Genomic DNA, 13055 nt, shown 5'->3' with positions numbered 1-13055 from the left:
TTTACGCTTCACTTAACCACTCTTTTATTGGTTTAACAATTGTATCAATATTTCCTGCTCCAACAGTCAATAATACATCAAAATCTTGTTTTTTGATGTTTGCTAAACTATCTTCTAATGAAGATACTATTTTTTCATTTAAATTCACCTTTTCTAGCAACCAATTTGAAGTAATTCCTTCGATTGGTAACTCTCTGGCAGGATAAATGTCTAATAAAATCAAACTATCTAACTGCGATAAACTTTGTCCAAACTCTTCTGCGAAATCTCTTGTACGTGTAAATAAGTGAGGCTGAAATACTCCCAACACTTTTTTACCCGGATAAAGTTCACGAACTGAACGAATTGCTGCATTCAATTCTGTTGGATGATGTGCATAATCGTCGATGTAAATTTTTCCATTTGCTTCGAAACGATTAAAACGTCTTTTAACTCCAACAAAAGTTGATAAAGCTTCTTTAATTTTATCATGAGGAACACCCATATAATCTGCAACAGCCAAAGCCGCAACCGCATTTTCCATATTGTGATGGCCTGGTAATAAAATTCCAACGTCTGTCAATGAACCGTTTGGCGTTTTTACATCAAACACATAATGTCCATCAATAATTCTTACATTGTGTCCATCATAATCTGCGTCCAAATCTACTCCATACGTAAAAGCTCCTTCGAAAGGCAAACCTTTGTGAACAAATAATTTTTCTTCCACAATTGCCGCAAATTCTTGAAACGATTTTTTCACTTCATCACGCTCACCATAAATATCCAAATGATCTGCATCATCACTTGTGATAATCGCTAATTTTGGAGAAAGACGTAAGAAAGAACGGTCAAACTCATCGGCTTCTGCAACTGTATATTTAGATCCATTTAAGATGATATTCGAATCGTAATTTTCTGCAATACCACCTAAAAAAGCTGTACATTCTACATTCGCAACTTTTAGGATATGTCCTAAAATAGATGAAGTCGTTGTTTTTCCATGTGTTCCCGCAACACCAATATTGTATGTATGTTTGGTAATTTCACCTAACACTTCTGAACGTTTCATGACTTTAAAATCATTCACTAAAAAATAATTTAGTTCTGAATGATCTTTTGGTACTGCTGGCGTATAAATTACCAACGTATTTTTTGGATTAATTCCTGCTGGAATTAACTCGATGTTATCTTCAAAATGAATATCAATTCCTTCAGCAATCAATTCAGTTGTTAACTCGGTTTGTGTTTTGTCATAACCTACAACTTCTTTTCCGATTGACTTGAAGAAACGTTCCAAAGCACTCATTCCGATTCCTCCTGCACCGATGAAATAATAATATGTTTTATCTAAAATATTCATTATAATAAATTCAATAATATATCTACAATCTTTTTTGTTGCGTACGGTTTCCCTAATTGCTTAATGTTTTGAGATAATTTATTTTTTAATTCTTCATTATTCGCCAAAGCAATTACTTCTTTGACTAAAATTTGTTTTGCATCTGCATCTTTCACCATGATCGCTGCATCCTTTTCAACCAATGCTTGTGCATTTTTGGTTTGATGATCTTCTGCCGCTGTTGGCAATGGAAGCAAAATAGTTGCTTTTCCTACAATACACAATTCCGAAATCGCCATTGCTCCTGCACGAGAAACAATCATATCCGAAGCTGCATAAGCATCTTTCATGTTGAAAATAAATTCGGTTACATGAATCGTTGGATATTTATCGCCAACCAAATTTTTGATTTTTTGATAATCTAACTTTCCTGTTTGCCAAATCAATTGAACGCCACTTGCAACAAATTCGTCAAGGTTTTCTAACCAAGCATTGTTCATTGCTCTTGATCCTTGTGAACCACCAACTGATAAAATAGTTGGTTTTTCTGGATCTAATCCAAAAGCTGAAATTGCTTCTGCTTTTGAAGGTAAATTTTGAAAAATTTCGGCACGAATAGGATTTCCTGTGTAATGCACTTTTTCTTGCGGAAACTGAGAAATTCCTTCGTAAGCTGTACAAATAGCACTAGCTTTATTTTTCAAAATTTTGTTGGTAACTCCTGGAAACGAATTCTGTTCTTGTAATAAAATCGGAACATTTTTACTTCCCGCTACCCACAACATTGGTCCACTTGCATAACCTCCTGTACCAACAGCTAAATCTGGCTGAAAATCTTTGTAGATTTTCTTTGCAAGATTTAAACTTTTTATCAATTTGAAAGGGAACTTTAAATTCGCTTTCATGTTACTTCTATCAAATCCAGAAATTGGTAAACCTTTTATGTCATACCCAACTTTTGGCACTTTTTCCATTTCCATTCTTCCTTCTGCTCCAACGAACAAAATTTGTGCATCTGGCAAACGACGTTTTATTTCGTCTGCAATTGCAATGGCTGGATAAATATGTCCACCTGTTCCTCCGCCGCTTATTAAAACTTTAGGCGATGTCTTCGATGTATTCTTCACTTAATACTTTTCTATCTTGTTCTAATTCTTCTTGCGATTTAATCTGAGTACTTACACTCAAAATTATTCCGAACGAAATACATGTCATCCAAATGGATGTTCCTCCGTAACTAATCATTGGCAATGGTTGCCCTGTTACAGGAATTAAATTAACCGCTACCGCCATGTTTACCATCGCTTGTATAATAATTGGTAAGCCCACTGCAAATACAAGTAGCGTACCAAAAACGGTATGAATTTTAGATGCGATGATACAAATCCGTATTAAAATCAGAAGGAAAATTCCGATTAATAGAATTGCACCAATTGCACCATATTCTTCTACAATAATCGCGAAGATAAAATCGGATGATGACTGCGGTAAAGTTTGTTTGAAAACACTTTTTCCTGGTCCAGCCATTTCATTCAATCCTCTCGCAATTGCAGCTTTTGCGTGTAAAACTTGATAACTTTCTAATCCAGAATCGTCATTAAATTTCTCGATACGTGACATCCATGTGTGCACACGAGAATTTGTTACTAAATCTGGTCGAGATAAAGCCATCCACACGAATCCGCCACCGAGTATTAAACCTACTCCGGCAATTGTAAATAAATATTTGAATGGAAATCCACCAATAATCAACAATATTCCGCACATTCCAGCTAACATCAACGCTGTTGAACCATTAGAAGGAAAGATTAATCCTACAATTACAATAATTGGTAAGAATAATGGAACTGCTGTATTTTTCCATGTATATTCTTTGTCTCTATTTTTTGTTAAATAACGAGCTATATAAATCAACAACGCTTGCGAAGCAATCATCGAAGGCTGAATACCAATTCCAGTCCCTGGAATAGTTAACCAACGCGCAGCATTTGCACCTCCAATGGTTTGTCCTTGTACGAGTGTTATTGCCAAAACTCCAGAAAGTATAACAACCGCTGTTAAAGCAAACAAACCAAACCAACGATAATCAATACGTTGTAATCCATAAATGATAAATAAACCAATTAATAAAATCACAGCGTGCTTACCTAAATGCCCAAAAATAGTTCCCGATCCTACCGTATACACCAAGTTAGAACTTGCAGAATAAACAGGTAAGAACGAAAATAGTGCTAACAATAAAATGAAAGCCCAAAGCGGTTTATCGCCTTTAAAATATTTTTGTACGATGTTAGACATTGGTTGGTTATGTTATTATAATTTGCGTACGTTTTCTTTAAATTGATCTCCACGATCTTCGTAACCTTTGAACAAATCGAAACTTGCACAAGCTGGTGACAGAAGAACCGTTTCTCCTTTTGTTGCTAATTTATATGATTGTTCTACACAATCTTTCATTGTATTTGTTTCAACAATTGTATCGATATATGGACTGAAAAAATCAACAATTTTTGCGTTATCAACACCTAAACAAACAATTGCTTTCACTTTCTTTTTCACGAAAGGTAAAACTTCGTTGTAATCGTTTCCTTTATCAGTTCCTCCAACAATCCAAACAACTGGTTTCGTCATACTTTCCAAAGCAAAATATGTTGCATTCACATTTGTTGCTTTAGAATCGTTGATAAAATCTATTCCTCCAATTGTCAAAACAGGCTCTAAACGATGTTCAACCGATTTAAAATCAGACAAACTCTTTTTTAGTTCCTCATTATTGATATCAATAATTTTTGCAGCTACAGCCGCAGCCAATGAATTAGAAACATTGTGTTTACCAATTAATCCTAAATCATTCACTAACATTGTAAAATCACCATTCGAATCGTTCACACGGAACAATTCATTGTTTGCGTATGCTTCATTTGTTGCATCCATCATTGTGAACGGTTTGCGATGAGCTCGAATATCAATCTTATCAATCATCTCCATTGTTTTTGGATCATCCAAATTGTAGATAAAATAATCGTTTTCATCTTGGTTTTCAGTAATTCTGAATTTAGCCTTTGCATACAAATCAAACTGATAATTGTATTGGTCTAAATGATCTGGTGTAATGTTCAGTAAAATTGCAACATACGGTTTGAAATCTATTTTGATATCATCTAACTGAAAACTACTTACTTCTAGTACATAATAATCGAAGTTATCTTCAGCTACAGATTTTGCAAAACTTTTTCCGATGTTGCCACCTAATCCTACATTTAATCCAGCTTGCTTTAGGATATGGAACATCAAACTTGTTGTTGTTGTTTTTCCATTAGATCCTGTAATCGCAATAATTTTTGCATCTGTATAACGAGACGCAAATTCAATTTCAGAAATAATTGAAATTCCTTTCGCTTCTAATTTCTGAATTAGCGCTGATTTTTTTGGAATACCTGGACTTTTCATTACTTCATCGGCATTCAGAATTAATTCTTCTGTGTGCTGACCTTCTTCATAAGCAATTCCGTGCTCCTCCAAAAGTTGTTTATACTTGTCTTTTATTTGTCCCATGTCCGAAAGAAAAACATCAAAGTTTTCTTTCTTCGCTAGAATAGCTGTTCCTACGCCACTTTCTCCTCCTCCTAAAACGACAAATCTTTTCATTTTTTATCTAATCTTTAAGGTAATAATACTAATTACCGCTAAAATGATTCCGATGATAATTGCACGCACCACGATTTTACTTTCGTGATAACCTAACTTCTGAAAATGGTGATGTAGAGGAGACATCAAAAAGATTCTACGACCTTCACCAAATTTCTTTTTCGTGTACTTGAAATAAGACACCTGTAACATTACTGATAAACTTTCTGCGAAAAATATTCCACACAAAATTGGTAATAATAATTCTTTACGAACGATAATTGCTAAAACAGCAATAATTCCTCCGATTGTTAAACTTCCTGTATCTCCCATGAACACTTGAGCTGGATAGGTATTATACCAAATAAATCCTATCAAACCTCCAAGGAAAGCTCCACAGAAAATCAAGACTTCTTCTGAACGCGGAATAAACATAATGTTCAAATAATCGGCGAACATTAAATTTCCGGAAACGAAAACAAACATCGAGATTGCCGCCATAATCACAGCCGAACTACCTGCTGCTAAACCGTCGATTCCATCTGTTAAATTTGCTCCATTCGAAACTGCTGTAATGATAAAAATTACTGCAAAAATAAAAATCGCTGCAACCGCCCATGTTGGTCGATCTTGCGCATCCATCCAAAATAAAATATCAGAATAGTTAAATTCATTTCCTTTCACGAAAGGCATTGTTGTTTCTAACGTTTTTTCTTCTGAACCAAATTTTATTTGTCGGCTGTATTCTGTTTGTTCTGTTCCTACAGGCGTTTTTACTCTATTTTCTTGATGTTTTACAGTAACTGTTGGACTGAAATAAAGCATTAATCCAACTACAACTCCAAGACCAACTTGTCCTAAAATTTTAAATTTACCTTGTAAACCTTCTTTGTTTTTTCTAAAAACTTTGATGTAATCGTCTAAAAAACCAATCACACCTAACCAAATTGTTGAAACCAACAAAATAATAATGTAAATATTATCTAATCTCGCAAAAAGTAAAGTCGGAATTAATGTCGCCAAAATGATGATTAAACCACCCATTGTTGGCGTTCCTGCTTTTTCGATTTGTCCTTTTAAACCTAAATCACGAACAATTTCGCCCATTTGTTCTTTACGTAAATAACTGATGATTCGTTTTCCGTAAAACAAACTGATGAACATTGCCAATAAAATTGCCATTCCCGCGCGGAAAGACGTGTATTGAAACATACGCGCTCCTGGAAAATGGATACCTTCTAAATAATCAAATAAATAGTATAACATTCTTTATTTGTTCAATATTTTACTCAATTCTGATGCAACTTCTACATCAGAAAAATGTGTTCTTACTCCGTTAATTTCTTGATACGTCTCGTGACCTTTTCCCGCTATTAAAATAATATCTTTTGGTTCGGCCATTTTAAGTGCTGTTTTTATAGCTTCTTTTCGATCTGTAATCTTCAAGGTGCGATTATAAAATTGTGCTTTTACACCAACTTCCATCTCACGAAGAATTTCTTCTGGATCTTCTGTTCTTGGATTATCTGATGTAAAAATGGCAAGATTAGATTTTTCGCTCGCGATATCCGCCATTTCAGGACGTTTTGTTTTATCACGATCTCCACCGCAACCTACAACTGTTATTAATTTTTCATTTTTGGTACGAATTCCTTCTATTGTATCCAATACATTTTCTAACGCATCAGGCGTATGTGCATAATCTACGATTACGATAATTCCTGATTCTGTTTTGAATGTTTGAAAACGACCATCAACATTTCCAAGTGTGCTCAACGCTTTTAGAACTTCTAATTCATCTTGTCCTAAAATTGACGCTACACCAAAAACTAATAATAAATTATATGCATTGAATTGACCAATTAATGATGTCCAGAATTCTTTTCCATTGAATTCTAATTGCATTCCATCAAATTGGTGTTCAATAATTTTTCCTTTAAAATCTGCATCAGTTTTTAGCGCATACAATTTTTTCGTAGCAACTGTATTCTGAAGCATTACTTTTCCGTTTTTATCATCTGCATTCGAAATTGCCGTAGACGTTTTTGGCAAATCGTCGAAGAATTTCTTTTTTGCTGCAAGATAATTTGCAAACGTTTTGTGATAATCTAAATGATCGTGTGTGATATTCGTAAATCCAGCCACTTCAAAATGCAAACCAGCAATTCTATTTTGATGAATTCCGTGCGAAGAAACTTCCATAAAAGCAAATTCGCATCCTCTATCTACCGCTTCGCGAAACATTTTGTTCAATGTCAAAATATCTGGCGTTGTATGGGTAGACGGAATCACTTCACCATCAATCACAATTTTAATCGTCGAAATTAATGCACAAGCATAACCTAATTTTGTAAACAATTCGTACAACAAAGTTGTCGTTGTTGTTTTTCCATTCGTACCTGTAACTCCAACAAGTTTTAAATCTTTTGTTGGATTTCCATAAAAGTTAGAAGCTAAAATTCCTAATGCAATCGTTGAATTTTCAACTTTCACATACGTTATTCCATCAACTAAATTTTCTGGCAAAACTTCGCAAACAATTGCTTTAGCACCTAAACCAATCGCTTTTTCTATATACTGATGACCGTCAACTGTAACTCCATTTACAGCAACAAAAACATCATCGTTTGATACTTTTCTTGAATCAAATTGAATATTATTGACTTCAACTTTTGTTGAACCAATCGTTTCTGAGATGGAAACTTTATATAATACATCAACTAAATTTCTCATCCTTCCAACATTAAATAAATTGTCTCACCCTTCTTAAATCTTGTTCCCGCAGGAATGGATTGATTTGTTACTTTTCCAAACCCTGAATATTGTACATCTAACCCTAAATTTTCTAATACCGGAATTGCTTTAGATCCTGTATGACCAGTCACATTTGGCACTATATTTTTAGAATTACTAACATTAATATCATCTCCTTTTTTAAACTCTTTCACCGCGTTCTTTTTTACTAAATCGCGTGGCAAAGGTATGGGAGTTTTTGAATATACCCAATCGGCAATTTTCTTAAAAACCGGAGCAGTTACACTACCTCCATAAAACCCTTTGGCTGTATTTGGCTTGTGCACAACAACAATACAAGAATACTTTGGTTTTTCTGCTGGAAAATATCCTGCGAATGATGCACGATATTGCATTCCTTTACCGTCTCGCTTCCAATAATCAACACGAGCAGTACCTGTTTTACCAGCAATATCGTAATTACTATTACTAATAATACGTCCCGTTCCTTGTTCTACTGCTCCTCGAAGCATTTCTTGCATTTGTTTTACATTTTCCAAAGAAGTTAATTGATCAACCAAAACAACTGGTTCGAAAATTTTATCAGGTTCACCTTTACGTGTGATTTTATCCATAAATAATGGTTTCAACATTTTACCATTATTTGCCACTGCGTTGTAGAAAGTCACAATTTGAATTGGAGTTAACTGTAAACCATATCCATAACCCATTACAGGTAACGTAATATTACTCCAAGATTTACTATCTGGACGGTGCATAATTGGACTTCCTTCTCCAAGAATATCAACTCCAAGAGGCGAAGTCATATGCCATTTATCCATTTTTTTGAAGAAAGCTTTTGGATTTTCTCCGTAATATTTATTTATAATTTTAGCTGTACCAATGTTAGACGATTTTTTCATCACGCCATCTACAGTCAATGTTCCGTATCCGTGTGTATCTGTAATCGTACGACCATAGAATTTATAACTTCCACCTCCCGTTTCTACTGTCGAGTTTTTATTAATAAAACCATCATCCATTGCTGCAAGCAACGAAACTGTTTTGAAAGTAGATCCTGGTTCTGCAGCTTCACCAACCGCATAATTATAATCGTCTATATATGTTCCATCTTTTTTACGAGATAAATTCACAATTGCACGAACTTTCCCTGTCTGAACTTCCATCACGACTACACTTCCGTGTTGCGCCTCAAATTCAGAAAGTTGTTTGTACAAAGCATCGTAAGCAACCATTTGTAAATCGGCATCTATTGTTGTGTAAACTGATGAACCCGCTTGGGGCTCTTGCTCCCAACTTTTCATTGGTTTCCATTTTCCACGTCCCATAAATTGCTCCCAACGACGATCTTCAATACCGCTTAATAAGTCAGAATAAGCTCCTTCTAACCCAACTTTTCCGCGTTGATCATCGTAACCAATTGTACGAACACCAATGTCTTGAACAATTAATTCTCGTTTTGACTCAGTTTCATGAATAAATCCACCTTTGTTTTGACCTTTGTTGAAGATTGGAAATTTTTTGATGCGTTGATATTGCTCATAATCCAAATCTTTTACTAACATCATGTAGCGATTCTTCTTTTTACGTTCTGTCGAAAATTTGTCGTAAAAATAAGAAGGTGATTTTGTAAACATCTTACCTAAAGAATCGGCAAGATTGTGCATTTCTGTTTTAAATAATTCATCTTTGATCACCGTCAAATCCACATAAACATTGTGTTTTGTAACAGTTGTAGCCATTAATGCGCCATTAGAAGCATATAAATTACCACGCTCCGCCGTAACGGTATCTAATCTAAAATTATTCTTTTCAGCAAAACGCTCTAATTCAACCCCTTCTACAATATTAATTCGAAACATAAAAACAATAATAAAGATGGCCCAAATCGCTAGCGCGCCGGCAAATACCCATCCTTTGATGACAATATTGTTTTTATTTTTCGCTGACTTCGTCATAAACTTTGTCTACTATATAATAAGGTTGTTTATCTGGAATTTTCAAACCATACACTGCTGTACGCTCCAAAATTTCCGTTTCTAATTGCATACGCATCAAATCGCGATGCTTATCTGTATATTGAGATTTTAAATCTTCTACTTTATCTTGTAATTCAGCGATTCGAACCACTTTACGATCAACTAAATGCGAACTCGAAATACTCAAAAAAGCCAAACCTACCAGATACAACATGAACTTCCAGTTTTGTTCTGAGCCAGTTTTGATTAAAAACTCACCTCTCAACAAACCTGTAAAAGTTTTTTTCTCTGGTAATATTTTTTTCTTTTTTGCCATTCCTATTTCTTAATCCTCATTACGAACCGCAATACGCATTTTCGCACTACGCGCTCTTGGATTTTCATTAATTTCTTCTTGCGTTGGCACAATCACCTTTGATTGTAAAGGTTTGAAAGGTGCCGACCAATTTCCAAAAACATCACGTTCAGGTTCACCTTCAAACATTCCGTTTTTCATGTAGCGTTTTGTTAAACGATCTTCTAACGAATGATACGAAATAATCACCAAACGACCACCTGGTTTTATCACTTCTCCACATTGCGTTAACATCTCTTTCAATGCAGCCATTTCATCATTTGCTTCGATTCGTAATGCCTGAAACATTTGAGCGAAAAATTTATTTTCTTTCATTTTTGGAATGAATGAAAAAATTTGCTTCAACTCATCAATTGTATTAATTTGTTTATCTGCTCTTGCTTTCACAACTTCTCTCGCCAAACGATACGAACCTTGCAATTCTCCAAAATCATAAAAAACACGAGCAAGATCTTCTTCTTCGTATTCATTAATAATTGTTTTGGCAGAAAGTTTTGCATTCTGATTCATTCGCATATCCAATTCTCCATCAAAGCGAGTTGAAAAACCACGTTCTGGCGTATCAAACTGATGAGAAGAAACTCCCAAATCACCCAAAACACCATCCACTTGTTTTATTCCACGAAATCTTAAATTATTTTTCAAGAATCTAAAATTTTGCTCAACTAACTCAAATCGATTATCATCAATTTTATTGCGAACCGCATCCACATCTTGATCAAATGAAAATAATTTTCCATTTTGATCCAAACGACTTAATATTTCACGTGAGTGTCCTCCACCCCCGAACGTACAATCTACATATATACCTGATTCGTTAATAATTAACGCATCAACACTATCTTTTAATAATACTGGATTATGATATTCACTCATCTTCTCCTAAATTTCCCATTACATCTTCTGCCAAAGAAGCAAAATCTAAATCATCTACATTAATCGACTCTTCATATTTGTCTTTATCCCAAATCTCGATCATGTTTACAGAAGAATTCAGAACAACTTCTTTATTAATTTCTGCAAATTTCACTAAATCTTTTGAAATCTGTAGCCTTCCATTTGCATCAACTTCGACAATTTTTAATCCAGCCGTAAAAATTCTAATAAAATCATTGTTTTTCTTCACAAATCGATTCAATTTATTCAAATCATTCATCACTTTTTCCCATTCTTTCATTGGATGCAGCTCTAAACAATTTTGAAACACAGATCTTTTCAACACAAAGCCATCTTCCAAACATTCAGCAAGTTGTTTCTTCAAACCCGCTGGTATTGGGAGCCTACCCTTTGTATCTACCTTACACTCATATGTTCCAATTAATGAATTCATGATAGAATTTTTCCAAAAATAAATAAAATATTACCACAAATTACCATTTTTTACCACTTTTATTGAAATAGTTATCAACAATTTAAAATTTAGTATCAGATAGTTATGTTTTTTCTAACGCTAACCCCATGTATAAAATGAGAAATAATGTTTATATAGACCTTGTTTTGATAAGTGATTAATATGGATTGTTAAAGTTTTTCATATAAACCACGAAATAAAAAATATAATTAATTAAATTTGTCGACTTAATATCGAGTAAATGTTTTTTAGCTTAAAGAAAAAAGATAAGTTCTCTTACATAGAAGAAGGAGAAGGACAACCAATTGTTTTGCTTCATGGATTAATGGGTGAACTTAGCAATTTCAGCTCACTTACAAATTATTATGCACAAAGAGGATATAAGGTTTTCGCACCAGAATTGCCATTATATTCTTTATCTGTCATCAATACTAATATCAAAAATATTGCAAAACATGTTGCAAATTTTATTGAAGAAGTCGTTAAAGAACCAGCTATTTTAGTTGGAAATTCTTTAGGAGGACATATTGGTTTGATGGTTTGTCACAGACATCCAGAATATGTAAAAGCACTTTGTTTAACAGGAAGTTCTGGTTTGTACGAAAAATCTTTTGGAGAAACTTATCCAAAACGTGGTAATTACGAATATGTAGAACGTAAAACGCGCGAAGTTTTTTACGATCCTGCTATCGCTACAAAAGAAATTGTAGATGATGTTTTTGACACTGTAAATGACAGAAATAAAGCTATCAAAACTTTATATATCGCAAGAGACGCGATCAAATCTAACATGAAAGATGATTTAAAAGACATCAAAATGCCTGTTTGTTTGATTTGGGGAAAACAAGATAATGTAACTCCACCAGAAGTTGCAATAGAATTTGAAGAAGAATTACCAGACGCTTCTTTATTTTGGATTGATAAATGTGGGCACGCTCCAATGATGGAACACCCTGAATTATTCAACGAAATTTTATACAAATGGCTAATCGAAAAACAATTAGATCCAGCCACTAAAGCATAATTATGATTAAAAAAGCTGAATTCGTAAAAAGTTCGCAAAAATATACAGATTGTCCAGATCCTTTCAAACCAGAATACGCATTTATTGGGCGTTCTAATGTTGGAAAATCATCATTAATCAATATGTTAGCAGATAAAAAAGCATTAGCTAAAACTTCTGCAACTCCAGGTAAAACTCAATTGATTAATACATTCGAAATGGACGATACTTGGTATTTAGCCGATTTACCTGGTTATGGTTTTGCTAAAGCACCAAAAGGTGTTCGTGGTGGTTTCAATAAAATGATTTATGATTACATTGAGTTTCGTAAAAACTTGGTCAATGTTTTTTTATTGATTGATTCTCGACACACGCCTCAAAAAATAGATTTACAGTTTATGGAATGGTTAGGAAACAAACAAATTCCGTTTGCGATTGTGTTTACAAAATTAGACAAACTAACGAGTACACAAATGCAAAAAAACTTGAATCACTACAAAAACGAGTTATTAAAAACTTGGGAAGAATTACCAAAAATATTTACAAGTTCGGCTTCGAGTAAAATTGGTAAATTAGAAATCTTAGGCTACATTGATAGTTTGAACGAACATCTTGTAGACGAGTTTAAGAAAGAACAATACAAAAAAGAATATTAAAAAAGTCGG

The 13055-nt window shown here is 33.9% G+C and carries 12 protein-coding genes; 2 read left to right on the top strand and 10 right to left on the bottom strand.

The window, feature by feature from the left end:
* Position 1: 1 nt before the first annotated feature.
* The 10 genes from murC to mraZ are packed head-to-tail and all read right to left on the bottom strand — an operon-like array spanning position 2 to position 11366.
* Positions 2 to 1342: a UDP-N-acetylmuramate--L-alanine ligase gene (gene murC / locus B4L98_RS06015; protein WP_221855345.1), complete on the bottom strand. Its 1341-nt coding sequence runs from the start codon at positions 1340 to 1342 to the stop codon at positions 2 to 4.
* The gene (murG, locus tag B4L98_RS06010; protein ID WP_286494790.1) at positions 1342 to 2448 is read right to left on the bottom strand and encodes an undecaprenyldiphospho-muramoylpentapeptide beta-N-acetylglucosaminyltransferase; all 1107 of its coding nucleotides are present in this window, start codon (positions 2446 to 2448) and stop codon (positions 1342 to 1344) included. Before murG ends, murC begins: the two co-directional genes overlap by 1 nt.
* A complete protein-coding gene (locus tag B4L98_RS06005) occupies positions 2420 to 3619 on the bottom strand; it encodes an FtsW/RodA/SpoVE family cell cycle protein (RefSeq protein WP_180905153.1) in 1200 nt (399 codons plus the stop codon). The genes murG and B4L98_RS06005 overlap by 29 nt, the downstream gene beginning before the upstream one ends.
* Positions 3620 to 3634: 15 nt before the next feature.
* Complete coding sequence (murD, locus tag B4L98_RS06000) at positions 3635 to 4969, bottom strand: UDP-N-acetylmuramoyl-L-alanine--D-glutamate ligase (protein WP_286494791.1); 1335 nt, start codon at positions 4967 to 4969, stop codon at positions 3635 to 3637.
* Positions 4970 to 4972: 3 nt separating this feature from the next.
* Complete coding sequence (gene mraY, locus B4L98_RS05995) at positions 4973 to 6214, bottom strand: phospho-N-acetylmuramoyl-pentapeptide-transferase (RefSeq protein ID WP_221855353.1); 1242 nt, start codon at positions 6212 to 6214, stop codon at positions 4973 to 4975.
* Between the two features lie 3 nt (positions 6215 to 6217).
* On the bottom strand, positions 6218 to 7681 hold the full coding sequence (locus tag B4L98_RS05990; RefSeq protein WP_286494794.1) for a UDP-N-acetylmuramoyl-L-alanyl-D-glutamate--2,6-diaminopimelate ligase: 1464 nt from the start codon (positions 7679 to 7681) through the stop codon (positions 6218 to 6220).
* A complete protein-coding gene (locus tag B4L98_RS05985; RefSeq protein ID WP_291077770.1) occupies positions 7678 to 9660 on the bottom strand; it encodes a penicillin-binding protein in 1983 nt (660 codons plus the stop codon). Before B4L98_RS05985 ends, B4L98_RS05990 begins: the two co-directional genes overlap by 4 nt.
* Positions 9638 to 9997 (bottom strand): FtsL-like putative cell division protein, encoded by a 360-nt coding sequence (locus B4L98_RS05980; protein WP_052217625.1) that lies wholly within the window; start codon positions 9995 to 9997, stop codon positions 9638 to 9640. Before B4L98_RS05980 ends, B4L98_RS05985 begins: the two co-directional genes overlap by 23 nt.
* A 9-nt stretch (positions 9998 to 10006) precedes the next feature.
* A complete protein-coding gene (rsmH, locus tag B4L98_RS05975; protein WP_125349647.1) occupies positions 10007 to 10912 on the bottom strand; it encodes a 16S rRNA (cytosine(1402)-N(4))-methyltransferase RsmH in 906 nt (301 codons plus the stop codon).
* The gene (gene mraZ, locus B4L98_RS05970; RefSeq protein ID WP_038332815.1) at positions 10905 to 11366 is read right to left on the bottom strand and encodes a division/cell wall cluster transcriptional repressor MraZ; all 462 of its coding nucleotides are present in this window, start codon (positions 11364 to 11366) and stop codon (positions 10905 to 10907) included. The genes rsmH and mraZ overlap by 8 nt, the downstream gene beginning before the upstream one ends.
* Before the next feature lie 262 nt (positions 11367 to 11628).
* On the opposite strand from mraZ, the gene B4L98_RS05965 reads away from it, so the two are divergent.
* Complete coding sequence (locus tag B4L98_RS05965; RefSeq protein ID WP_038332809.1) at positions 11629 to 12411, top strand: alpha/beta fold hydrolase; 783 nt, start codon at positions 11629 to 11631, stop codon at positions 12409 to 12411.
* Between the two features lie 2 nt (positions 12412 to 12413).
* Entirely contained in the window at positions 12414 to 13046 is a 633-nt protein-coding gene (yihA, locus tag B4L98_RS05960) for a ribosome biogenesis GTP-binding protein YihA/YsxC (protein WP_084106860.1), read from the top strand.
* Positions 13047 to 13055 lie beyond the last annotated feature (9 nt).

Source organism: Empedobacter sp. UBA5528, assembly GCF_002426075.1.
GTDB lineage: Bacteria > Bacteroidota > Bacteroidia > Flavobacteriales > Weeksellaceae > Empedobacter > Empedobacter falsenii_B.
Note: the sequence above shows the minus strand (reverse complement) of the source record. Positions and strands in the feature narration are given on the sequence as shown.

Excerpts from the sequence above, each read along its gene's own strand:
- murC (WP_221855345.1), bottom strand. The coding sequence starts at position 1,342 with ATGAATATTTTAGATAAAACATATTATTATTTCATCGGTGCAGGAGGA.
- B4L98_RS06005 (WP_180905153.1), bottom strand. The coding sequence starts at position 3,619 with ATGTCTAACATCGTACAAAAATATTTTAAAGGCGATAAACCGCTTTGG.
- murD (WP_286494791.1), bottom strand. The coding sequence starts at position 4,969 with ATGAAAAGATTTGTCGTTTTAGGAGGAGGAGAAAGTGGCGTAGGAACA.
- mraY (WP_221855353.1), bottom strand. The coding sequence starts at position 6,214 with ATGTTATACTATTTATTTGATTATTTAGAAGGTATCCATTTTCCAGGA.
- B4L98_RS05990 (WP_286494794.1), bottom strand. The coding sequence starts at position 7,681 with ATGAGAAATTTAGTTGATGTATTATATAAAGTTTCCATCTCAGAAACG.
- B4L98_RS05985 (WP_291077770.1), bottom strand. The coding sequence starts at position 9,660 with ATGACGAAGTCAGCGAAAAATAAAAACAATATTGTCATCAAAGGATGG.
- B4L98_RS05980 (WP_052217625.1), bottom strand. The coding sequence starts at position 9,997 with ATGGCAAAAAAGAAAAAAATATTACCAGAGAAAAAAACTTTTACAGGT.
- rsmH (WP_125349647.1), bottom strand. The coding sequence starts at position 10,912 with ATGAGTGAATATCATAATCCAGTATTATTAAAAGATAGTGTTGATGCG.
- mraZ (WP_038332815.1), bottom strand. The coding sequence starts at position 11,366 with ATGAATTCATTAATTGGAACATATGAGTGTAAGGTAGATACAAAGGGT.
- B4L98_RS05965 (WP_038332809.1), top strand. The coding sequence starts at position 11,629 with ATGTTTTTTAGCTTAAAGAAAAAAGATAAGTTCTCTTACATAGAAGAA.
- yihA (WP_084106860.1), top strand. The coding sequence starts at position 12,414 with ATGATTAAAAAAGCTGAATTCGTAAAAAGTTCGCAAAAATATACAGAT.